10 protein-coding genes and 1 tRNA gene are annotated in these 25,488 nt (G+C 29.0%); 6 read left to right on the forward strand and 5 right to left on the reverse strand.

Features of this window, described 5'->3' with window-relative positions; translation table 11 throughout:
* Positions 1-25 precede the first annotated feature (25 nt).
* A complete protein-coding gene (locus ACNF4Z_RS04295; protein WP_458328011.1) occupies positions 26-1,045 on the reverse strand; it encodes a TrkA-related ion transporter in 1,020 nt (339 codons plus the stop codon).
* A gap of 115 nt (positions 1,046-1,160) precedes the next feature.
* Here ACNF4Z_RS04295 and ACNF4Z_RS04300 point away from each other — a divergent pair.
* Positions 1,161-1,234, forward strand: a tRNA-Ile gene (locus tag ACNF4Z_RS04300).
* A gap of 420 nt (positions 1,235-1,654) precedes the next feature.
* Here the strand turns inward: ACNF4Z_RS04300 and ACNF4Z_RS04305 are convergent.
* The 3 genes from ACNF4Z_RS04305 to ACNF4Z_RS04315 all read right to left on the reverse strand — a co-directional run bounded on the left by ACNF4Z_RS04305 (position 1,655) and on the right by ACNF4Z_RS04315 (position 6,534).
* Positions 1,655-2,443, reverse strand: a complete 789-nt coding sequence (locus ACNF4Z_RS04305) for an FkbM family methyltransferase (protein ID WP_458328012.1) — start codon at positions 2,441-2,443, stop codon at positions 1,655-1,657.
* Between the two features lie 560 nt (positions 2,444-3,003).
* Positions 3,004-3,159, reverse strand: coding sequence for a transposase (locus tag ACNF4Z_RS04310; protein ID WP_458328020.1), 156 nt, complete (start codon positions 3,157-3,159; stop codon positions 3,004-3,006).
* Between the two features lie 588 nt (positions 3,160-3,747).
* On the reverse strand, positions 3,748-6,534 hold the full coding sequence (locus ACNF4Z_RS04315; protein ID WP_458328013.1) for a hypothetical protein: 2,787 nt from the start codon (positions 6,532-6,534) through the stop codon (positions 3,748-3,750).
* Positions 6,535-8,248: 1,714 nt separating this feature from the next.
* On the opposite strand from ACNF4Z_RS04315, the gene ACNF4Z_RS04320 reads away from it, so the two are divergent.
* Complete coding sequence (locus ACNF4Z_RS04320; RefSeq protein ID WP_458328014.1) at positions 8,249-9,784, forward strand: oligosaccharide flippase family protein; 1,536 nt, start codon at positions 8,249-8,251, stop codon at positions 9,782-9,784.
* Between the two features lie 783 nt (positions 9,785-10,567).
* Positions 10,568-13,147, forward strand: a complete 2,580-nt coding sequence (locus ACNF4Z_RS04325) for a YVTN family beta-propeller repeat protein (RefSeq protein WP_458328015.1) — start codon at positions 10,568-10,570, stop codon at positions 13,145-13,147.
* Positions 13,148-14,150: 1,003 nt separating this feature from the next.
* Here the strand turns inward: ACNF4Z_RS04325 and ACNF4Z_RS04330 are convergent.
* A complete protein-coding gene (locus ACNF4Z_RS04330; RefSeq protein WP_458328016.1) occupies positions 14,151-15,278 on the reverse strand; it encodes a glycosyltransferase family 4 protein in 1,128 nt (375 codons plus the stop codon).
* 1,683 nt (positions 15,279-16,961) lie between these two features.
* Here ACNF4Z_RS04330 and ACNF4Z_RS04335 point away from each other — a divergent pair.
* The 3 genes from ACNF4Z_RS04335 to ACNF4Z_RS04345 all read left to right on the forward strand — a co-directional run bounded on the left by ACNF4Z_RS04335 (position 16,962) and on the right by ACNF4Z_RS04345 (position 24,903).
* Positions 16,962-18,107, forward strand: a complete 1,146-nt coding sequence (locus ACNF4Z_RS04335) for a glycosyltransferase family 4 protein (protein ID WP_458328017.1) — start codon at positions 16,962-16,964, stop codon at positions 18,105-18,107.
* 13 nt (positions 18,108-18,120) lie between these two features.
* Positions 18,121-19,266 carry a glycosyltransferase family 4 protein gene (locus ACNF4Z_RS04340; protein WP_458328018.1) on the forward strand — a complete coding sequence of 382 codons (1,146 nt, stop codon included), beginning with the start codon at positions 18,121-18,123 and terminating at the stop codon, positions 19,264-19,266.
* Positions 19,267-22,902: 3,636 nt separating this feature from the next.
* Complete coding sequence (locus tag ACNF4Z_RS04345) at positions 22,903-24,903, forward strand: DUF2079 domain-containing protein (RefSeq protein WP_458328019.1); 2,001 nt, start codon at positions 22,903-22,905, stop codon at positions 24,901-24,903.
* Positions 24,904-25,488: the final 585 nt, after the last annotated feature.

The raw sequence follows: 25,488 nt of genomic DNA on the forward strand, positions 1-25,488 counted from the left end.
AATGTAGTAAAGCATATTTAATTTGTCATCGTTGCTTAGCTTTACTTAGGAATATTAGGATTTCTCCATTATACTTTAAATTCTTTGTAAATGGATTCTCATATCTTCCATCCTTGTAAAGAGACAGTGGTATTTTACCCTCATCAATCAATTTTTGAATAACATCTGGCAGTTCATATCCTATCATGTCCCTGTAAATTTTTTCATCAATAATGTATTCTCCAGAAGAAATCATAACACTATTCAGGAAATGTCCAGCCTCTGGCCTGGTTATGGATGTTAAAATAGCCGAAGAGCTCATGTTTCCCCTTACAATAACATTATCCGCACCAGCCTCAACTGCATGTATTCTGCTGCTTTCATTGAGTAACTCAATTGTCACCTTGATTTCAGGTTTGATTTTTTTTGCTGTCATAATTATTAATATGGATTCAGCATCAACAGCAAGAGGATCACTCGATCCGTATTTTTCATTAGGAAAAATTATAATGGATACTGCATCTTTAATTCCAGCCATTACAAGATCTTCCCTGTTTAAAGGATTTCCTTTGATGAATTCCCCTCTATCCTTTAACTCCTTGGATTCTTCGTTTCCCAGTATAAGAATGGGATATTTCATTTCAATTAATTTGTTGATCAAATCTGAATATCTGTCAGTATAGTTGCATATGATTGAGTGTTTTTCCATTTTAGTACGTATTCTTCCAAGCCTTTTAAGAATTTTTGCGTCAACTATTTCAGCCGCAATTGATACTAAAAGAAAACTGAATGTTCCTATACCGATTATCATTACAATGATGCCATTCAGTTTTCCATAAAATCCCACTATTGTAACGTCACCGTAACCTACTGTTGTGACGGTTTGCATTGTCCACCAAAGGGATTCAAAGAGTGAGTGGATTCCAGAAGATTTTATTGGATTTTCAATCAGATATTCGGAAAAAACACTGTAAATTATCACCAGAATAGCTATGAACAATGTTCTACCAATGTTCTGTTTTAGAATCTTTTTAAAATTTTCAACCAGATTTTTAAGATTGACCAATGCTTAGAGATTTAGTAAGCATAATAAAATTTTTTGAAAAATATTTACTTCATAGAAACACAGAGTATTACACTATGAGAAAAGTTTAAAATTAATTTTAATATTGGGAGTTGAAGGGGCTGTAGCTTAGCTAGGTAGAGCGCTTGGCTCATAACCAAGTGGTCATTGGTTCGAATCCGATCAGCCCCATTATTTAAAAGATGATATAGATGAGAAATAAAGTGCTGATTTTTCAATGTATTGATAAGTAAATATTAATAATTATAATCTTTTTCTATTCCTCACATAATTCTAATGACTTATTACAATCCTGACATTCGGATTTAAGGGTTTACAACTATTTACATTTCTCTTGGCATTATACAAAGAACGTTGCCATCTTTTTGCCATATTTCCTTATCCTTGACATCCTTAGGCTTTAACAATAAAATCAAGTCTTGCAATTGCTTGAGATCCAAAACTCAAATTATGAATGCTTATAGAACCTTATAATCTGAGTTTTATAAAGGTTGTTTGTTTACTACCAATTTACCTTATCGTGTTAGAAATTATGTGTTTTATGTTTGCAATTCCTTTGTTGACATAATCGTATTTATATTCTTGTTCTTTTCATGAAGGTTTTTCACCATAGACAATTTTTGGATATTCTGAGGGTTTAAAATCTGCTCTAGATGATAAGATAATTCTTTTAGTTGCTCTAAATTTATTATAAGATTCTAATTTTAGTATTTTTAACGGATGTTTGATTCCAAAAGAAAGCACGTTATGCATCGATTCTATAGGTTCAATTTTAAAAGAGAACAAGTTAGAGAATCTCCTAAGCACATCAAAATCTTCCTTACTATGAATCTCACCTTCTAAATAATTTATAGTTTCCATCATTTTCTCGGCACTTAATAACGCATACTTTTCACCGCCTTCTATATCCATTTTCAAAATAGTTGGTTCTATTCCTATTTCGGTTATAATATCATTAAAGGTTGTAGTTTCCACTTCAATTTTATCTGCATCCGCTTTTTCTTCATTAGTTGCAATTTTAGACATGACCCCATTTTTAATAAATAAAATTTTTTTTCCAGACTTTTTATATAAAGCTTTATTTATGATTTCAATGTTTTTTAAATTATTCAATTCAATGTTCTTTTTAAGGATTCTTAAGTTCTCTGGATCGGGTTCTATAGATATAATACTACCACTATTACCAGCCATAACTGAAGCAATAACTGTAAACATACCTATATTTGCTCCCGCATCTATGATGGTATCGCCTTGCTTGATTTTCATCATCAAATTTGGATAAGATTTTTCTAAAAAAACTTGGTAAAATGCCGAAAAATCAGAATGCCTTTCTAGGTATAATTTCAATATACTCTCTTTAAATCTTATTTTTATAATCATTATACTTTCACCTTTTTCTTCTTATAAACTTTAATTTCTTTTCATTCTTTAACCTTCCTTTGTTTATAACATAATTTTGATTTATTTATCCTTAAGGCTTTCCATCTCTAATGGTCAATAGATCTGATCTTATCTTTGAAATCATTAGTATTATTTCCAGATATCATAATATCAGAAATATTAAATTTAATCTCTTTAACCTTTTTTGAGATTTATCTACTTAATTACCTTAAATTCTCAAACATTATGTTGTTAAGAGAATGCTGTTTATTGTTTCAATTATAGTGCTTATTAGAGTTTTTTATAATTTTTTCAGTCAACAAATTTGCTGTATCTTGTTTCAATATAATATAGTAGTTCTCTGTAAACTCTTAATAAAGAAAACAAATATTATTAGGATAACTTCAAGTTTTACATAGCTTTACAAATGCTGTTTAAACATAAACGATTCAAATCCTGTAAAATGTCCCTGATACTATCAATGTATACATATATAATATCCGCCTTAAAGATCTTATAAACCGTACAACACTTATTTTCCACCTTAAGATATATAATCTTCATATCATTCTCTTATTTTGTATTGAATCAATTATCCTGATCATTCTTCTTATTTCATTGTTCATTCTTTCAATAATATTTACAGAATATATTGATCTTCTTATGGATTCATGATACTCAGAATACTTCAAAAGAACATTTAGATTCTTCTCAATGTTGTATTATGGTCTTTGTTTACATTTAGAACAATTTATTCCTGATTTCATTCAATGGATCAATATTACCTTCTTCTCTTCCTGTCTAAGAAAATACCATTTCATGAAATGAAAAAAAGTAAACAAAAGAGTATCAATACCAGCATAATGCTGGTATTTTTCATAGATATCTGTATGAAATTCATTGTTTCTATCCATTGAAATTTTCAGTTCATTTATATTCCCTTAGTCTTTCTACTTTATCTATTCATAATATCCATTCCATGATAATCCATTTTCATCAGGGAAAATCTGTATCCATCATCTAATGAGAGATACCATGATATACTTCAATGTCTTAATCACAATCCAGGATATATTTTTATGAATTTCTTTAATTATTCATTATATTCTGTTGTTTTTCAAGGAAGTAATCATTTTATGTTTCGTGAAATTTAAACATAGCTGCTAGAATGATTCAATGTTATTGATAAACAAAATCGAAGAGACTAATTAAAAATTTTCTACGCTCTAATAAAGATATATTAAAACAATAAAGGAAATAAAAATACTTTAATCAAAAAATTAAAAAAATAATAATAAACGAATTTAAGCTTGTCTTCGTTTCCTCCAGATAATTATTCCAGTTGCTGCAACCGCTATTGCAGCTAAAATTCCAAAAATGGTATAATACGGTGTTAATCCATTGGTTTTAACTTCCTGAAAAGTTTCTCTGATCACAATATTATTCCCGGATATATTAAAAAATCCTGACTGATTCGATGCTATATAACCATTGGCTGATACTGAAAATCTGTATGAACCATTCTGAAGATTCAGTATGACTGAATTAGAATTCACGGTATGAGTTACATTGTTTAAAACAATACTCCAGGTTGTTCCAACGGGTAAACCATTTTCAATAAATGTGACTTCAAATGTTGTAAGAATGAAAGAAACGTCAACAGATTTGTCTGAACCATTGACGTATATGGAAAATGTTGTATTTAATGGGTGGTATAAGCTTGTATAGGCTCTAACTGAAACTGCGTATGTACCATTTGGCAAATATGTACTATATTTATTTCCATATATCTGACCTGAACTTACCTCATTTTTTATACTTATTGACCATGAATACATCGACGGTAGTCCACTTTTTGTGAATTGAATATTATACTGGTGTTGAGTCGAATATACATAGAGAGAAGGTAAAGCTTCCATGCTTGAAATAGAACCACTCAATACATACAAAAGCTGGTTACTTGAATCAAAAATCATATCACTGTTGGGGGCAATGGGGGAAGGAACCTTGCCTACAATTCTATTGTTAATTGGGTTAAAAACAGTTATATTTCCTGAATCGATATTTTGGCCCTCTGACCAAATATAATAATCTCCATTCAGTGGATTGAAAGCAGAGGCAACAACCTCACCTGAAACTGATGGTCCTTTTGTAAAGAGACCACTCGATGAATTGTAAACATAACTGTAAGTTGCGCTGTAATTTGAGTCACCTACCAAGAATGATCCGGCATGACCGTAGGGAAGGAGCGTTATGGGTATATAATTAGATGGAGCTTTTACAAATTTCTGTGTTCCATCTGTCAGATTATATATCACAATACCAGTAGCGTTAGATATCATAAGGGTTCCAAGATAATATACAGGTGGTGAAATAAATTCAGAAAGTTGCCTACTCGAAAGATATACTGAAGGAAAAGATAAGTTACCTGTTATTTGTCCATTTTGATTTATTGTTGTTATATTCGTCTTTGAAGTTGAGTTTATAGAGTAAACATAAAATGTATCACTTTCAGGATTAAATGACAAAGCTAAAACATTGACATGTTTTATGGAAACATTTTTCACAATCTTCATGTTGGATGCATTTATTATTATAATTCCAGATTTATCAGGTACATATATGTAGTTATTTTTATAGTTAAAATAGAGGCCCATTTGATTTGAGAAATTTGCCAATTCAATGTGCCCAGAGGTTCTATTTGTAAGATTTTCCCATACTAGACCTCCATTTCCTGTGTTGTTTACGGAGAATGTTGCAAATAGTTTGTTAGAAACATTGTCCAAAGCCATTGAAACAAAGAACGGTGCATAGAATCCCATTGGTGGACTGAAGTAGGATATTTGATATCCCGATACTGAATTTAATCCTGAACCATTTCCAGGGAAAAACGTAGTTTCTGATCGAATAAGAGAAGCGTTGTAAGGAGACTCAAAGTTTATTATGAAAGCTTCTGAATTACCATTAACCAAAAAACACATGGAATTTGGATATGCTATATATCCATCTCCGGCACTTACATTTCCTCTGAAAGTTCCATTCACGAGATTGGCTATGATTGGAACACCTCCCGTACTGTTAAAATTCATTGAACCTTGTATACTTAATGTCCACGGGACATTGACTGGAAGACCTACTGTTTGAAATTGAATTGTTGAAGTGTATATCTTAAATGGCAGATTCTGACCTGATTTGGTGCTGTTCTTTTCGAAAATCCAGTAAAAATGAAAGATCTTTGGAGAATTCCTTGCCTGAAAACCGAGAACCACATTCATTGATATACCTGTATTATTTGGAAATCCACTAACGTTTTGAATTTTGTTATCAACATACAGGGCTGTACTTCCGTTTCCAAGGTATCCAACACCGAAAACGTGGTAATCATATGGACTCAGGGACTTAGAAGCGTTATAGGTATATGCAACTCCATTACCTACCCATATACTAAGGCCAAGCATGTTTGAATTTGCCTCTGCCCACCCTGCAGTCATTACAGGACTGGAGCAGTCCATTCCTCCATTACCATATCCCACTCCATTTAGGAAATATGATGTACTATTATTGTATTCAGGTGTATTTATAATCCCATATGCCTCAATTTCTGATGCAGACTTGAAACTAACCTTTGAAACCAATGCTGTACAGGTTAAAAATGAGATTCCATTGTCTATGGAAAATGCAGATGAAACTCCCTGAACATTCCAGATTGAACTTTTAAGTGATGTGCCTGAAAAGTTATCATAAAAGTTGAAAACTTGTTTTCCATCATCATAAATACCATACGGTCTTGAGAGCTGCGGAGCCTCTCCGGTCCAATTATTGAACGCTATTTGACCAATTGGAAGAAAATTTATCAATATTCTGACAGATACACCGGCAGGTATTGATGAATTAATTTTTAACCAGTAAGTACTATTTGAATCATATCTTGAGTTTCCAGATTCTAGCCAGGATGGTATTCTGGTGCCATTTAGGTAACTGAACCAAACATTTGAAAGGTTACAATTCTCTACACTTGCGTATTCTTTGCTGTTAATAACCACCATTTCCTGGAAAGGGGAGGGTGTAGGCTCTGATTGATTATTTGTCACAGTTATTATACTCGTAGAGGTACTCGGACCAATTTTCGACGAAATAAAATGTTTAGTATTTTCACTAGATAATGGTGACCCCGGAACAATTAAAATCAAGGCTAAAGCAAAACAAATAAATAATTTTGAATTTTTATACACCTTTTTATAATTATTTTGTATATAAGAATTTATTGTTATGATGGAAATTAATAAAATTCAATAATCATTTTATCACTTAAATTCATTTTAACTCCTTTTTTTAAGCCTTTTTAACTAGTTTAGATTTCAAAGAAAAACGCATAAAATTGTAGAAATCATTCTATAATTATCATTCTGACTTTTCTCATTCATATTGATTTAAAATTATTTTCAATAAATTCAGTACGTTTTCAATAAAAATTATAAAAAAAAATATTTGTTAGATATTAAAGAAAAAATCCTTATTGATACTTTTTTTTAATCTGGAGCTACGAAATTGATAATTTAACAAATTCTTACTAAATTTAACTATAGATCTTACTGAACATTTCTTTTTAGTCATATCTGCATTTGAAGTTTTCCTTAAATATTATGTTAGAAAATTTCTTATTAATCTATGCAACCATTAGATATAAGTGTTGATATATTCCCACTGGATTTTCATATTGATCAAATCTATCAGTTCTGAAATTATCTTTCCTATAAATTTTTACTTTAAAAATTCCCAATCTCTTCATATTTGATTTCATGCTTTCGTAATAGTATCCATTTTTCAAACAAACACATTCATATAAGAAAGCGTTCCTCTCAATTATCATCAATTTTTTTCACATATTACTTAAATTTCATTTTAACAACTTCTTTCCGCTTCTTATATATCCCTTCTATAGTTATTAGTAACTCCCTGGTTATTCAGAAAAGGTATAACTCATGATTCAAGAGATTTGATTCTATTTTTTTTTGGATTAATGCATAATGTGTGATGCAATAAACCTCAATAAAGTATTAAAAACTGATTGTCAATAATGATAAATACAAAATACCGTAATAAAACAATGGAATACTCATTAAAATCAATTTATTTTATATCTATAGATAATATTGAAGTTATTGTAGTAGATTGAAACAGTGTTGATTAGACTAAAAAAATTTCTTCTAAATATTAATGCAAACTAATTGAGAACAATTATTCATGAATTCATTAAAAGGTTCAATATTACCTTGTCCTCTTAATTTCTGAGAAAATACCATTTCATGAAGTGAAAAAAGTAAACAAAAGAGTATCACTACAAATATTACGCTGGTATTTCTCAAATAAAGTTGTCCAAAATTAATTGTTTTGATCCCTTTGAATTCTCAGATAATTGATTTTTCCTTATTTTTCCTTACATTGTTTCATGATCCATTTCATAATATCCATTCCATTAATATTCATTTTCATCAGTAATATCTGTATCCATCATCTCATGAGAGAAATCATGAAATACTTCAATGTCTTAGTAACAATCCAAGATGTGTTTTTATGAAACTCTTACATTATTCATTACATTCTGATTTTGTTCCAGAAATGCATCATTTTATGTTTCATGAATTTGAATTTTGAGAAAAGAATGATTCAATGTTATTGATAAGCAAAAGTTGGTAGACTATCCGAAAAAGTAAATGAAAATTTTTCACTAATAAATTATAATTTAAGAAAATAAATAAGCTTGATAAAAAAAGATCTTAATAATATTCATACATATGGGAACCAATGGAATTATCCGAGCCAAAAGAGTATCTTGGTATAAGCGCGATATTTCAATACCTTGGAAATGGGGTCCAGATACTCTCTGGATCCTTATTTTATATTGTAGCTGCAAGAATTTTCACACCCTCTGATTTAGGAGTATTAGCATTGTTTTTGGCAATAGTTGGAATTTTTGGAATACTTTTTTCACTTGGGTTGAATACAGGTGTAACTCATTTTGTTTCTTATTATCTTGAATCTCAAAGATATTCACCTTTTAAAGCTCTTAAAAGAATTTTATTTTTAGGATTGCTGACTGGATTTATAGGATTGATAATTCTCTTGCTTCTTTCACCTTATATTTCAATAACGTTCTTTCACTCTGCTAATTTTTCTTTATACATAAAATACCTTTCCATAGTAATATTTGAAACCATAATTTTTAACATTTTAGTAGGGGCAATAAATGGTTTTCAGAAATTCAAAATATCAGCAATTGTGAGCATTTTCATATGGACATTATATTATTTTGGAGCAATTATACTTGCATTATTTTTGCATTCTCTGATAGCTATAATTTATGGATGGATAATTGGTCTTTCTTTAGGTATAATTCTCGGTATAATAATCATTTTTATTTTAATTAGATTGTCAAATAAAAACATAAAAGGGGATACATTGGATCATAAAACAATAATCCTTTACTCATTGCCAGTTCTTTTCTCATCTATAATAGGATACGGAGCTTCCTATACAGATAGATTTGTAGTTGCCTATTTCTTGAACAGTGCAAGCTTAGGAATATATAATTTTACACTTCTTTTTTACAGTGGTATTTTATTTATTGTAGGTCCATTTAACAACATCATATTACCAAAATTTTCAAATCTATTCGGTAATAATTTAAATGATGCAATAAGGGAAAACACAAGAATATCCTCTCTTCTTTTGAGTTTTTTTTACACTCCAGCTTCATTTGGAGTTGCTGCTTTATCTCCACTTTTGCTCTATTATATTGCAGGGCCTTCTTATGTTCAGGCCAAGATACCTTTAATGATTGTAATGATAATCACATCATTTTTTATATCTCAGAATATATTAATTCAGGCAATTTCTTCCATAAGAAAAACAAAATTGTTCATTTATTCAAGCAGCCTATCACTTATTGTTAACATATTGTTATCATTCCTTTTGATCCCATCTTACGGAATTACAGGCGCATCAATCGGCTTTTCATCTGTGTCAATCGTTTCTTTTATAGTAATTTATAATTTTGCAAAAGATTATAATATTGTAAAATTTGATATATTGGGAATGATAAAAGTATGGATCTCTGCTTTCTTAATGTTTATAGTATTGTTTATATTGACAGATAAATTAATATCATTTTATGGATATTCCCCATTTTTTATAATATTTTTGATTATATTGGGAGCTTTTATTTTTATTTTAATTGCCAATTTATTAAAAATATTTAATGAGGATGAAAAAAATTTTATTTACTCCATATTTCCTGAAAATTATAATTTCTTAAAAAAATTGATAAAACTAATAATATAATATAATAACTTATATCTTGGAAGAATTATAAAATATTAACTTCATTCCCCTTGTTACATTCTTAAGAATAGTCAATGACAAACCTTCTAGACAACTAAATTTAATTATAACATAAGTATATTTTTACATTTTACAACTTTTGAAAAAAGTAATTATTAGATAATGTATATTAAATTCTTAAGTTTAATCGCTCACTTATTTTCTGATTAAGATTTTTTCAAAAACTCTTTATAAATTTAACTATAAATCTCAATTAACACTTCTTTTAATTCACATCTGCATTTGAAGTTTCCCTTAAATATTATCTGAGAAAATTTCTCATTCAGTTTTGCAAACCTGAGATACATGTGTTGCTCTATTTATCAGAGACTTTCATATGGATAAAATATATATGAAATTGTCTTTCCTATACATTTGTACTATTACTTAACTGTCATTTTAACAACTTCTGTACGGTTCTTATCTATTTCTTCCATACTTATTAGTAACTCCATGGTTGTTCAGGAGAGTTTTAAGTCATGATTCAAGAGATTTGCTTCTATTGATTTGGGAATTTATACATAATTTGTGATGCTATAAGATATGTGTTTATAAAATGGAAGAAATAAATTTTTTTAATTTGAAAGATTTAATAAGATAAAAAGATTTTTTAATATAAATGGTAAAATTTTATCTAATTTCGCTCCACTCTTTTTTACCAAATAAAAAAAATATTTTCACTTTAAAAAATCAATTAAATATTTTATAAGGAAAAATTTTTAAATTTTTCATTCATGCTACCTTATGGTAAAATCAATAGACTCAAGAAAAATTATCTTGGCTCTCATATTTACGATTTTTTTGGTAACTGTATTCTTAACGCCTGCATCAGGCTCATCTTATTATAAAGTTACAAACGAAATGGAAAAAGACAATTTTTCAAAGGTAACAAATATTCAAAGCACGAATTTAAAAGAATGTGAGAATGTCAATAACACACTAATTCTTTTTAATAACACCCTTTTAAATGGAAATCAAATCAATACTGGAAATGGTTTAGGGCCATCCGGGATAACATTTGATCAGTTTAACGGTCAAATATACGTAACAAATTGTTTTTCCAAATCAGTTTCAATAATAAATCTTTCAAAAAGGAGTGTAGTTTCAACCCTTACTGTAGGTTCATCTCCAGATGGAGCAGCTTTTGATTCCTTAAACGGATATATATACGTTACTAACTTCAATTCAAATACAGTTTCAGTAATAAATGGTTCAACAAATAAACTGGTCTCCACAATTTCTGTTCAGTCAAATCCAAAAGAAGTTTTATTTGATAAATCGACCGGATATATATACGTTACAAACTACAATTCAAATACAGTTTCAGTAATAAACGGTTCTACTAACAATATAATTTCAACAATCTCAGTTGGCACTAATCCATATGGAATCGCATTAGATTCATTAAATGGCTATATATATGTAACCAATTCATATTCTAATAATGTATCAATTATAAACGACTTTACAAATAAAGTTGTTTCCAACATAACAGTTGGCACATCTCCCGAAGGTATAGCCTTTGATCCATTAAATGGTTATATGTATGTATCTAATCTTTGTTCCTGCAATGTCTATGTCATAAACGTCTCAACAAATCAAGTTGTTACCCAAATCCCCGTAAATTTTCCAGAAGGAGTGACAGTTGATACATTTAATAATTACATTTACGTAATAAGCTCAGAAGATAATTCTGTTTGTGTGATTAATGGATCAACAAATACATTGATCTCTAAAATTTCAGTAGGTTTGAATCCTCAACAGGCAGCTTTAGATCCATTTAACGGATACTTATACGTAACAAATTGTCTTTCCGATAATATTTCAGTAATAAATGGTTCAACAGACACTGTCATTTCAACAATATCAATAGCTTCAGAACCAGACGGGGCAGCATTTGATACCTCTAATAAATATATTTATGTTACAAATGAGGCTTCAAATAATGTCTACGTCATTAACAGCTCTACTAAGAGAATCTTCTCAACTATTTCAGTAGGTTTAGGACCAGAAGGAGTAACATTTGACTCACTTAACGAGTACATCTATGTTACAAATGAACTTTCCAACACGGTTTCAGTAATAAATGGTACAACTGATAGAGTTGTTTCCACCATAAGAGTTGGAACAAATCCAAAAGGTGTTCTATTTGATCCTTTTAATGGATATATATATGTAACAAATTATGACTCTAATAACGTATCGGTAATAAATGGTAAAACGAACGAGGTCATTTCTACGATCCTTGTGGGATCAGGCCCCTGTAATTCAGCATACGATTCATTGAACCATTATGTTTATGTAACCAATTCTAACTCAGAAAATGTTTCTGTTATTAACAGTACAACAAACAGGGTTATTACATCTATCCCTGTGGGATTAAGACCATCGGGAGTAGCATATGATTCATTAAACAATTGCATATATATAGCAGCTGATCTTTCACAAGATGTTTCCTTAATTAATCCAACAGTTAACAAAGTAATATCAAACATATCTGTGGGTTTAAACCCCCATAGTGTACTATTTGATTCAGTGAACGGCTACATATATGTAACAAATTCCAATACCAACAATCTATCGGTCATTAACGGCTCAACTAACAGAGTTATCTTGACAATTGATGTTGGGAAAGATCCAGAGGGTTTAGCTTTTGTTTCCTCGAATGGAAATATCTATGTTGCCAACTATCTTTCTGGATCTGTAAGCATCATATCAACATTAAAACAAATGGCGTATTATCCAGTAACATTTGTTGATAAAGGATTAATTTCCGGCACTCCTTGGTTTGTGAATCTTTCAAACGGAATGTCTTCAGGAGCTATAACGGGATCATCATATTCATTCACACTTATCAACGGATCATACTCATTCACAATAGGTACAGTCGATAAGATCTATCATGCTAACGGAGGTATATTCACAGTGAATGGTTCTTCAAAATCAATATCAGTACAGTTCTCACAGGTAACATATACGGTAAAATTCATAGAGTCCGGCCTGCCTTCTGATACTGAATGGTCTGTAAAACTTAACGGATTGACAGAATCATCAACAACAGACACAATCTTATTCACTGAGCCAAATGGAACATATTCGTTCACGGTATCATCTGTTACTGGTTACAATCTAACAATTTCATCTGGAAGCATAACAGTCAATGGAAAAAACACATCTGAATCCATATCATTCAAAATAATATCAACAGTAAATAATAAAGAATCGTCAGGGCTATCAGACACAGAATTGTATGCAATAGTAGGCATTATTATTGCAGTTGCACTGATAAGCTCCGCGATAGCAATCATAAGGAGAAGAAAATAATCTTTACTATTTCTTCTTTAAAAATAATATGTATAATTTTCAATAAATTATTATAGAATGAAATGTAGTTTTATTCTTTAAATTTAAGATCATTAGAAAAAAGTGGAATATTTCAAACGCATTTAGGTTAACCATTACTTAATGAGATCAGCTTGTAATTTAAGGTATAGTTTAATTACAGGTATCTTTAAGGAATATCTTCAATTTATATTTTAAAGTAATAGTGAGAGTTTTGAGTATTAACAATAGGTGTAATAGCAGGTTTTTAAATTTCAATAATCACTGTATTTATGGGATGAAGAGATCAGAATGGAAACCACAGTCAATACAGAGTTTACCATCCATACTGACTAAATTATGTTTTCAATTATCGCTTAATTTATAAGATCATTTCAAATTAAAATGTTTTTAAAGGTATTATCTCGAATTTTGTATAGGAACAAAGGAAATCAATCTATCAAAAATGGATAGATTTTTTGAAATATAAAAATACTTAAATGATGTAAGGGCCCTGTCTTTCAATCCTTTTACAACAGCTTAATTTATTTCATATTTTATTACCTCCATTATGCCATCATTTTTCCTCTTATTTGACTTTCCCCGTTTGATTATATCTGGCATTCTTGATCCGGCTGCACATGAAAGATTGAATTTTTTCTTTACATGTTCATTGCATTTTATTATCGGTTCTCTTCCATGGACATATACAAGATAATTAAAGATGTTAAGTTTTCTCCATCTACTTTCTTCATTATCTGCACATAGTATATATCACACAATGTATACATACAGTACATGTGAATTTTGATCATCCTGGAGAATCCAAGATGATATCAAGCATCTTTCTCTGGAGATCAAACCATATTTCCTTAATGATACAAATATACTCATTATCAAGAAGTTTCCTGAAAAGTTTCCCGGATTTCACAAAATGAAAATGAATGAGGGTTAATAATTACTTAAAAAAAAGATAGAGAAATCCATTTATTTTATACAGCATAAATCAAATAGTAAGTATGGCTTCCTCATATTTTTTTAAAACATTTACCCAGCTGAATTTTTTTGATATGTTTTGCGCATTGTACTTAAGCTTAGATAAAATATCTTTATTTAATAAAAGGTATATTATTTTCTCTTTAAGCTCTATTATGTTTCCGAAGCTAAAATACAAACCAGTCACATTATTAATTACGAAATCTGAACATCCAAAGACTTCATCATACTTTGGCTTTGATACTATTGGAACCGCTCCGCAATACATAGCTTCTAGGGTTGAAATTGAATATCCTTCTCTTTCTGAGGGTAAAACAAAGATTTTACTAGATCTCAACAATTTAAATTTCTCTTCATCTTTGTATTTTCCGATGAAGAAAATGTTTTTTTCTAATTTTAGTTTTCTAGTCAACTCAACTAATTTATCCAGTTCATCCCCCTCTCCACCAATGCACACACTAACATCAGGGATTTTATGAGTTACTAGCCTAACCGCTTTTATAAGTGTATCTATGTGTTTAATACTGGCCAATCTCCCAAGATATATAATGTCATATTTCTGTTCTACCTCATCGAAAAACGGCTCCAATTCTATTCCTATTGGGATTGTTATTACATTCTTTGCTCCATAATTTTTAGTTAATGAGTTATTAGTTATAGAAGATACTGCAACAATCAAATTACTATGATTTACTATGCCCTTTATTTCTATAGGCAATAGATATCTTAAAATAGGATTAACTTCCTTTAAATAATCATGCCAAGCTTCATGAAAAATAGATATTTTTTTAGGTTTGATTTTCCTAATTATTTTTCCATATAGAAAATATGGTATTGTGTTAATTATTACAATATCATAAATATTGAATTTATCTATATTTTTATATACGTTTAGTGCAAATCTTATCGAATCCTTTATATTATGAATTCCGCTGGAATTCACGTATCTATATCTCTTTGCGATCCTGACATAAACGACTCCATTTATTTTAGTTGTTTCTTCATTCATCGATGTAAATATTGTTACATTATGTAGTTTTGCTAATCTCTGAGATAAATTATAAATTAAATATTCATACCCTCCAAAATAGAATGGGTTTACACGGTCACAAATAAAGGCAATTTTCGCCCAACTCAACTCCTGAAATGTGACATTATTACGTGATTATATTAAATAGTTATGCTTCTTCCATTTATAAATTTATTTTTAGTAAGTGCTTATAATCTGCTTAACAATCGGCTAATATTAGTATTGGGTTTGTCTAATTAAATAATATAACGTTTCTTTTTTTGCCTAAAACCATATGATAATAAAATTATGTTGAAAAATTACTTACCCTGTGACACAAATTTGCGTACCAAAAAAATGCTACTAATCGTGGTAAAATTTACTTTGGTTTTTAGAAAATTCAAATCTAATGAAACATTATGAAATGAATTCAAAACTCGTTAATGAAAAAATATTTCATAAAGAAAAATATATAAAATTAAGATGTGCAACCATCCCTCTATATAATTAATTTTCTTTTTACAATTTTATTACTATAATTCTTAGGTAATAATTAAAGATTCATTTTTTCAATAATCTTTACAACTATATTCGAAATCTTACTGAATTCTATTTTGCCGTCAGAGCAATTCAATAAATTTAACTTGGGAAAATTAAATAATAATTCATTCGTAGAATATTTTAAGCATCCTGAAATTTATCTAAATTGAAATAAGGGGTACAAAGAAGCGTCAACTGATTGCATCCTAATCCCTTAAATATTTTATCTCATTATCCATTTAATTGCCTACCTTCTATATATCCTCATTCTTTAAATTTAATAAATTTGATTATGTGTTTTGTACATGTTTTATATAATGGATATCTTGTTAAGGTTTAAATCATTTATCCTGATTTAAGGATTCGGACATCTTGAAACTATGTAAATTGATATCTTCGAGTTTATTGACCTTTTATCCTCATACACATATATACCCTGCTAAAAAGAAGATAAAAATAGTGGTCGAGACACACCGACAGCAACAATCATTGATAAATTATTTCCTAGATACAAAATATCTGTAGTAAAGCCTCACAGTTAGAAAGAAAAGTTTATTGATGGTAAAAGCAAGTTAATTTGTGAAACATAAAAAGAAAAAAATACTAAAAATGGATAGATTATCTCAAGAGATTGATTTGTGGTGGACATCTGCAATAGATTTTTTTTAAAAGGTCGACATTGGAGCAAATAAAGATTGCTATTGACATTATAAAGAAAAATATTGCCTTTGCACTTATATCAAATGAAATAGACATTTCAAATCAACAATTTATTAAAGCAAGAGAGGGAGATAATGAACATTTAAAGCACAAATATCCGAACATATTTAATTTAAAATAAAAGGATACAGAGGGGTCTGCGTACTTCTTAGGAATTCCGGCATTTATGTGAAAATATTAACAGTTAGCAGAATAACGTGAAAGTACATTCTGCACTGCCATTATCTCACAAAGTAAGTATCTCACAAAGTAGGACAACATAGAAATTCTATAAAAAACAGACATTCATTGTTTTGGTACTTAGAAGGATGTAATGTAATATCTCACGTTAATAAATTATAACTTCAGCAAAAAATGGAATTATATTAGTTTTCCAATAACCTAAAGTAAATGGCTACATCATGTTCCAATTTATTTAAATAATTCATCGTGTAGTTGCCATAATATACAATAATTACCTTTTATTTTATTGTAAATTGTATATATAAAAATACAAAATATCTCAAAGCGGAAATATATTAAAATAGAACATAATATAGGTGTTGAGGTTTATTGGGCATAAACTCAGAAAAACTGAATCAACAAGAGGTAAACAAAAAGCAATGGCTCATTATTGCTGCTTACAATTCTAATGGTGGGGAAAAGGAGCTTATTCAAAATATTTCAAAAATAACAAATTGTGAAGCTATTTTTTTATTTGGACCAAATTCAAACTCACTTATAGAGAATGGGACTATTTTATCTAAAATGTTGTTGTTAATTTATAAGCACTCTAAGAATGGCCTTATTAAAGAATTAATTATACATATATACCCTGCAACTTTAAAAAAGTTAAAATCAAAATATTCCGTCTTATTTTCTACTGGGGGTGTTATTCCACCAAAATCAGATGTTTTGGTTGTTAATACTCCTCCACGTTATTTTTCTGATAATATTAATTTTTATTCTAACATTGTTTTTAAAGGCCTCTTAGGGCGTTTTATATGGAAGAGTTTTTCAAATTTTTATAACGTTTTATATAAGTATTTAATTCTTAAGAATTCAGGAAAAATATTTGCTGTTAGCGAGAATGTTAAAACTAGGCTTGAAAAATATTATAATATTCCTTCCAAAGTAATGTATCAAGGAATTGACCAAAATAAATATCACTTGGGGAATTATGAGAAATACTTTGTTTCTATTGGAAGAATTGCCCCAATGAAACAGCTTGAATTCTTAGTAAATGCTTTTGAAATTTTTTCTCGTAAATACGATGACTATAGATTAATACTAATTGGTTTTGTTGACACAAAGACAGAAATGCAATATCGAAATAAAATTAAATCGTTGATTTACGAAAAAAAAATGAATGTTGAAATTAAGGAGAATGTTTCAGAAGATGAGAAAAATAGATACCTCAAGGATTCTTTGGCTTTCTTATTCTCTGCTAAAAATGAGGATTTCGGAAGAGTCCTAATTGAAGCGATGGCCAGTTATAAACCAATAATTTCAATCAATGAGGGGGGTCCGATAGAAATATTGAAAGATGGAGAAACAGGTTATTTGATAAGTTCACCAAGTGAAATGGCAAAAAAAATGGAATATTTATCTTTAAATATTGATAAAGCGAAAGAAATGGGACTGAGAGGGAGACTTAGAATGGAAGAAAATTTTTCGGAGGATAAATTCACTCAATTTTTAAAAAGTATTATTAAGTAAATGAAGGTGATTTATGGAAAAAATAAACTTTGACGTGGCTTTTGTTCTTGGTTCTCTGCCTTTGAAACGACCATCTGGTGGTGACCAGATTGTTTTTAGGATCACGCGAGAACTAAAAAAGAAAGGATATAAAGTATGTTTCATAATAAGTAATAGTAGTATAAGAAAAGAACTAGGAATTAATGACAATAATGATAAACAGATTAATTATAAGATGAATATACACGAGAAATTATATGATTTATTGCCCAAAAAGATAATTAAGCCGTTCTCAAAGGTTATTCAACATATATACGGAAAAAGTTACGATTTTTCAATTATAGAGAATATCCCAATATTTGTATTGAGGAAGGATAAAAAATACAATTTAAATATTAAAAATATTTTTGCTACTTGGTGGGGTACCGCTTTTTTTGTAAATGAAATAAAATTAAATTGTGATAATAAATATTACCTTATTCAAAATAAAGAAGATGACCCTTCATTTTCAGGTTCTTTATCATCTTATGCAAGACGTTCATATGATCTCCCGCTTAAGAAGGTAGTAATTAATTCTAGTCTTCTAAGAAGATTTCAATCTGATGATCCACTATTTCTTCATATTGGTATAGATATTAATTATTGGAAGGAAGTTAGCCAAACGAAAGAAAATATAATTTTATTTCCTTTGAGAAATGAATACTATAAAGGGTCGGATGTTGTATTAAACGCGTTAAATAATATAAAGGATGAATTAAAAAATTTTAAATTAATAGGTTTCGGAAACCTGAACAAAAAGAAAGTTCCAAAATGGATTGAATATCACGAAAATATATCAGATGAATTTCTTAAGAAATTATATGGTAAGAGTAAGATTTTTATTCTACCCTCTCGGACAGAAGGGTTTCCACTTGTCAACTTAGAAGCAATGGTTAATGGTTGTGCATTAATTTCTACAAAATTTGATGGATATGACACATATTTGATAGATGGTGTTAATTCTGTGTTGGTAGAAATCGAAAATGTAAATGAACTTTCGAACGCAATACTTTCTCTATCACAAAACAGTGATATGATTGCAAAAATTTCAGAGGAGGGGAAAAAAACTGCTTTATATTTTTCAGAAGATAACATGGTTTCTGAATTTGAAAGCATTATTAAGACAAATAATATGCATTAGCTAATTAGAATCAACCAAATATAGTCCAAAAATTAAAAATGAGAGATAGTAGCAAACTAAAAATATGAATAATGCACTCTTAATATAGAATTCCCTAATTATAATCGTAGTTTCATACTCCTTTTCAACCTAGCATCTTATCCATCCTTCATTTCAAATTGAAGAAAACAATTTATCTATTTGTCTCTTATAATTGTGTAACTTAGAATCCTTTTTTCAAGTCTTTCTTCTAATCCGCCAATATTCTCATAATATTGTCAATGTTATCTAGCTGAAGCACTTTTCTATTATATTTAGCCATAATACATCTCTTGGAATAAATGAAAAACCCATTTTCTGTAGTTATTTGTAATGATATTCTATTGTTTCATTAAAAGAATGTAAGGAGTGGTAAGCAAGGATTATTGTGATAACATATTCCCAAGAATATTACTTATGCACAATGTTAATGAATCTTATGAATTCATCGGGTCGTGGCTTTTTTCTTCTAGTGTATAATATAAACTGAGAAGATATTGATACGGCAATAAATGAAGATATCTCATTCCTCAGATAGTCATCTTTCCTGGAAACATGCCCATGATTAGGATCAAAAATTTATTAGGATATATTTACACTACAGCCTTAATGCTAGGCCTTTCTTGGTATCAGAAAAAGACAGTCAGACTTTCTTCATAGATTTTTTGGTATTTCTACACCCCTTTAAAATGAGGTATCTCTGGCTCAGTCTTCTTAATGTAATATCTAATCTTATGAGGTTTACTGTTGCTCTTTGTCAGCATCTTGGAAACGGTTCTGTTTGAGATATCTGTAACTTTTATTTCCGCGTTAAATGAGAGATTATGTATTCTCTCAGTGATCTCCCCAAGATATCTTAGCTTTCCTTTTTCATGCTTTTGATAAAGTTATTATTGAATTCTAAGGATCAAAAGAATAAATCTTTTTTAAAATAAGAGGGGTTCTTTTCATTTTTTTAAAATCTTGTATAATATCTCCATGATTCTTCCATCTTTATCCATTATTATTGTCCTGGCTCTAACAAATTTATCTCATCACAAAAAAAATGGTTAATTAGATATAGAAGTCTATTTTAAAATAAATTAAATTTATTTATTACAAACTCTTGTGAAACTTTTGCATATGTGACAATTTTTAATACATTCTTATCTAAATTTCCTAGGTTATTGCTTTTCTTTCCTGAATTTAAAAAAAGTGAGAGATGATCAAAACACCTAAGTTTCCCTGCATGATAAATAAAATTGACCTGAATTTTATAGAAGTGTATTATTTCAATTTATTAAACCATTTAACTTTAGATTGCTTCCATGTAAAAATTCTAAATAGTCTTGAGTTATGAGTTGGGAAGAAATCTACTATAGAAATATGATTATGGTATAGTGAATTCAAAATTAATCGATAGATATTTCATGATAAGATAAGAAAAAGAGATATTTTCTTTATCTGAAAATATAAGGAACCTTAGAAAACTTATAACAGATAAAAGCAGTTTGCATATAAAAACAAAAAGTAACATCCTCAGAATGTTACCGGATCTGCCATTTAAATATCTTTGTAATGCAATTGATATAAATGAGAATACTGTGAACAAGTTAAATAAATATGCAACATTAGAAGATTGTCTTGAAGCAAATTCGAAGGAAATTCAACTATATATTTATAGGAGAAAAATTAGAAAATCTTGAAGGCCTCTCTGAATTATCCTTAAAACTTGCCTTAGTTGGATTACTGAGTTTGGAAATGTCATAAATGATAAGAGAAAAGAAAGTATTGATCTAAGAAATGGAAAGGATGAGGAAGGAGATGGAATTTTATCATGAAAATAATAATTATTTTATAATTAGAATTTTAGCTAAAGGTTAAAAACATGAAATCCAATTATTGGAATGATATGTGACATCTTTCTCTTTGAATATGCAGAGAAAATTGTTGTATTCATATGAATAGATCGTGCAATAAGATAGAGGGTAAAAAAAGGTCTTAAAATTCTATATCAAATAGAGAATTTTCATCCATATGTGAAATAGAGAAAACAAAATGGAATCAATCTGGATAAATCTAGTCATATCATAATACTATCTTTGTAATACTATTTTCTTAGATATGGAGTGGAAACCCAAATAAGTATTAACTTGCTAAAGCATAGAGCACACATTGACACATCATATTGTAGGATGGTATGACAAAAAACTATTTGAGTTCCATAAAATATTCAGTAAACGTAGTCAAGCTCGAGAAAATGAATAAATTAAACATGTAAGGATTAGTCTCAGCTATGATTTCATATAAATTAACTTTCAGGAGAGGAAAATTATTTTTGGAAGCTAATCCAGCAGAATTTGGAACACATTTCTTTATTATTTATTTAGTCTTAACTGAAATTTTTTCTCTAGTATCTTTTCCTTAATTTTATATCAACTGTGAACTTTCTCCTGAACTCCATTAGGGGAGCAAAATTAATAGATTACTGCGAAATATATTCATTGTAATCTGTGACTGGTTTCCTAATGGCAATGAAGGTATCATGGAAATCCAGAAACTCAGATTGCAAGATATTGTCTTTCTTTATTGAATTGTGGAACGATCTAATATCACAGTTATCCTTAGAAGTGACTTACTTGATATATTCAAGTCATATTGCAAGTAAATTCACCTTATTCATCAAATTAAGTTATATATAACTGTGATGCAGTGTCTGTTTTCATTGTCAATTCTTTTAAATCTGTTCCATTGATTACAAGAGTATTGTCTTATCCTAGGTATTATGGCATCTCTGCCATTCTTTGTTGAATATATCCTTAATGAGCTTGAGATGGATCACTCAAGATTCATTTATATATATTTTATTCAGATCTAAAAGAGAAGGCCAGATTTAAGAGGTTTAATGAGATTTCTGGATTCTGATATTCCCTCGATGTTCAAAAGAGGAAGGCTAAGATTGTTTTCTTCCAACTCACTTCTTACATTCTTCAAGTTCACGTTTGTTTAAATATTCCTTGATATTGATGATTATCTCTTTTAACCTAATGCTCTACTTTCTTATTCAAAATCTTTGAACCTTTCCATTACGGTTGAATCCTTCCTTTGAATATCCCTTTATCTAGGTCTATAATAATATTCAAACGGTTATATTCTGAATAATCTTAAAATCACTCTAGAGAAACCTTATCATTATGGTCCTCAATAACTATTATCTTGTTTTTGTGATTGTTCTTAAAAAAATCTATGATTAGATACTGGACATAAATTATACTCTTCATAACCTAATCATCTGTACTCTTCAATCATAATTCTTTATATGGGCCATTTCTTTCCTATCACCATAAATGAAGCATTTAATAGAATTACTGTCTTCATCAGGAGATATGATTTGCCATAGGCATATTTCAGCCTATTTTACATTACTGGGTAGGAACTCCATTTAGCTGAATAATTGGAATTCAGGAAACTGCTTTTATAATTTGAAAAGCACATTTCATAAGATCTTCTTCTTGTATCTGTTCAAACTTATGATATTAAAATCATCATTTTCTAGCATTGTGATGCTTTTGATCAATTTTTGTAACACAATAATAAAAGCATAAAAAAGTTAATATTTAGAAAAAATATGAAATGTTAATGGAAAGTTCTCTTAAAAAAGTGAATTTTAAATACAAAATATTCAGTATACGTTACTTTCTCATTGTTTTGGTAATGGTTATATTATACAATGCAATTTGGTTAGACATAATTTACTACAAATTTACTACACTTCACAATTATGTTTATGATTTGGGAATTTTCTATAAAGGGTTATTTCAAATATTTGATGGAAATTTACATACTATTTCATATTACATTTTAAACTCGCCAATTAGGATTTTAATTTCACCGATTTCATATTTTCATAGCCTTTTACTTTTGTTATATGTGCAAACTTTATTTCTTTCACTTCCGGCAATTGTAATCTTTAAAATTTCAAGACTTCATAATAATTCAAGTTTTGTCTCTTTATTACTTTCAATTTCATACTTGTTTTTTTTTAGTTTAGCAGGAGTAAATTGGTTTGATGTTCATGCACAATCTTTTTTTATCTTTTTTTTCATGCTGGGATATTATTTTTATGTGCGCAACAAATATAAATTATCAATTCTATTTTTCTTCCTTTCAGGTTTAGTGAGATTTCCATATATGATGTTTCCAATTCTTTTTCTTGGTTATGAACTAATAAAAAATATTTTTAGCAAAAATAGTTTAAAATTAAACAATAGTCAAGAAGATAGCAAAAAAAATACATATATAATAATTTTTCTGGTAGTTGCTCTCTCATTTACTATTTTTGCATATTTAATATCGCTTTTATTTTTTCCTAATGCTAGTCTTTCTTCTGATCTTCATATAGTAAGTTACAATCCTTTTATAAATATTTCTTCCAAGCTTATTACCATTATATTTTTTTTTCTACCATTCCTTTTTATTCCATTTAAATCAATTAAATGGGCAATACTAATTGCTCCATTCTTTATATTAGTTTTTATAGCTAATAACCAGGGATACATATACCCTAATATTATTAGTGATCAATATTCTTCTTCAATAATCCCTTTCCTTTTTTTAGGAACCTCAGAAGGTTTATCTTTAAGCAAAAAAATGGATGCAAAGAATTCTAATAACAAATTCAAACTTAATAAAAATTTATTTTATTTATTTGTGAAATTAAAATTAAATAAAGTTCCTTTCACTATATTTATTATCATAATTTTGTTAGCATTTATATATCAACCGTATTCACCAATAAATGAGTACAGTTCAAATAATTATAACTTGTCAGGGATATTAAAGGACAATACCTTAGATGAGATGTATCTAGAAAATGTAATTAGTCTGATACCTCAGAATTGTAATTCTATACTATTAGAAAATAACTTACCTGAAGTTTTGGTGCACAGTCCAAATATTCCCAATTCTATTATTGGTTATGTGTTCGGATATCCCAATAACTTAACATTTCAACTATCTGAGCATGTATGGACAAAAAAAATACAATATGTTATTGCTGATAGCAATAGCAATAGCTTTAACTATTATAGTGATGTTCCAAATTATAGTTTAAATATGTTTGACGTTGTTCAAGAATTGTATAAAAATGGCAATTATGGGATAATGGCTGAATATCACGGAATAATTTTATTGAAATATAAATATAAAGGACAAATTATATATTATACTCCCACGTTAGATTGTTTTACACCTTCTGAGATGAGAATTTCCAATTATAATGAAACATACATGAATCAAAATAAGCTAGTGAGCGTAAATCCCAATGGCTCTTTGTGGTATGGACCTTTTAAATATTTACCCCCTGGTAACTATACTGCGACTTTAAAAATCTCTGTTTCAAATAATTCAGTTAATAATTCAATGAAAATTCTTATTTTTGATTATGACACCGGAAATATTTTCAGAGAATTCAAAATAAGAGGGACAAATTTTTCCAAGATCAATCAAGTTTGTTATATTAGTGTAAATTTTTCCTTAAACACCTTCTATGATACAATTGAATTCATTGGAGAAAATGCAAATTGGAATGGAACTGTTTCACTTTATGGCATACAAGTCTCCCAAACCTCCCCCTTATAATCCATTTAAAAAAAATATTTGCTCATCACATTTTGTGTGAGTTCATTGATAAAGTTTTAATTTGACACATCTGAAGTATATGGGTGCTCTCTAATAACCTATGTTCCTTTACGTGAATGCAATTTTCTCCGCAAGTTCGATCCTTGAGATGACTCCCTCAAGATCATTGCAGCATGTTTCAACAAATCTCTAGATGATTGAATGATCTATTAGTTCATTCTTTCCAGTTATTTCCTTGCTTTTCATTCTATCTGTAGATCCCACTTGATTTGTATATTTTCCTTCATTGAATATCCATTTGCTGTTAGCAGATCTAAATTTTTCAAATTGTAGAGGTTTTCTAATACAACTCATAAAACAAAATAACATTTATTCATGGAAAGGCATTTTACAATGAATGACTTTATTGATCATAATTTAATAGAGAAATACAACACAATTATGATGAGGATTTCTAAAAACCCATTCCCTGAACAGATAAGGGAACAATAACATTTATTCATGGGATAGCCATGTTACTGTGTGAGTGACCTTTACGACACAGTTCTTAGGGAAAAGTACAGGCAATATTTTGTGAATGATCCA

Origin of the sequence: Caldiplasma sukawensis (genome assembly GCF_052315375.1) — an archaeon.
Classification (GTDB): Archaea; Thermoplasmatota; Thermoplasmata; order Thermoplasmatales; family Thermoplasmataceae; genus Cuniculiplasma.

Excerpts from the sequence above, each read along its gene's own strand:
- ACNF4Z_RS04305 (WP_458328012.1), bottom strand. The coding sequence starts at position 2,443 with ATGATTATAAAAATAAGATTTAAAGAGAGTATATTGAAATTATACCTA.
- ACNF4Z_RS04320 (WP_458328014.1), top strand. The coding sequence starts at position 8,249 with ATGGAATTATCCGAGCCAAAAGAGTATCTTGGTATAAGCGCGATATTT.
- ACNF4Z_RS04325 (WP_458328015.1), top strand. The coding sequence starts at position 10,568 with ATGGTAAAATCAATAGACTCAAGAAAAATTATCTTGGCTCTCATATTT.
- ACNF4Z_RS04340 (WP_458328018.1), top strand. The coding sequence starts at position 18,121 with ATGGAAAAAATAAACTTTGACGTGGCTTTTGTTCTTGGTTCTCTGCCT.
- ACNF4Z_RS04345 (WP_458328019.1), top strand. The coding sequence starts at position 22,903 with ATGGAAAGTTCTCTTAAAAAAGTGAATTTTAAATACAAAATATTCAGT.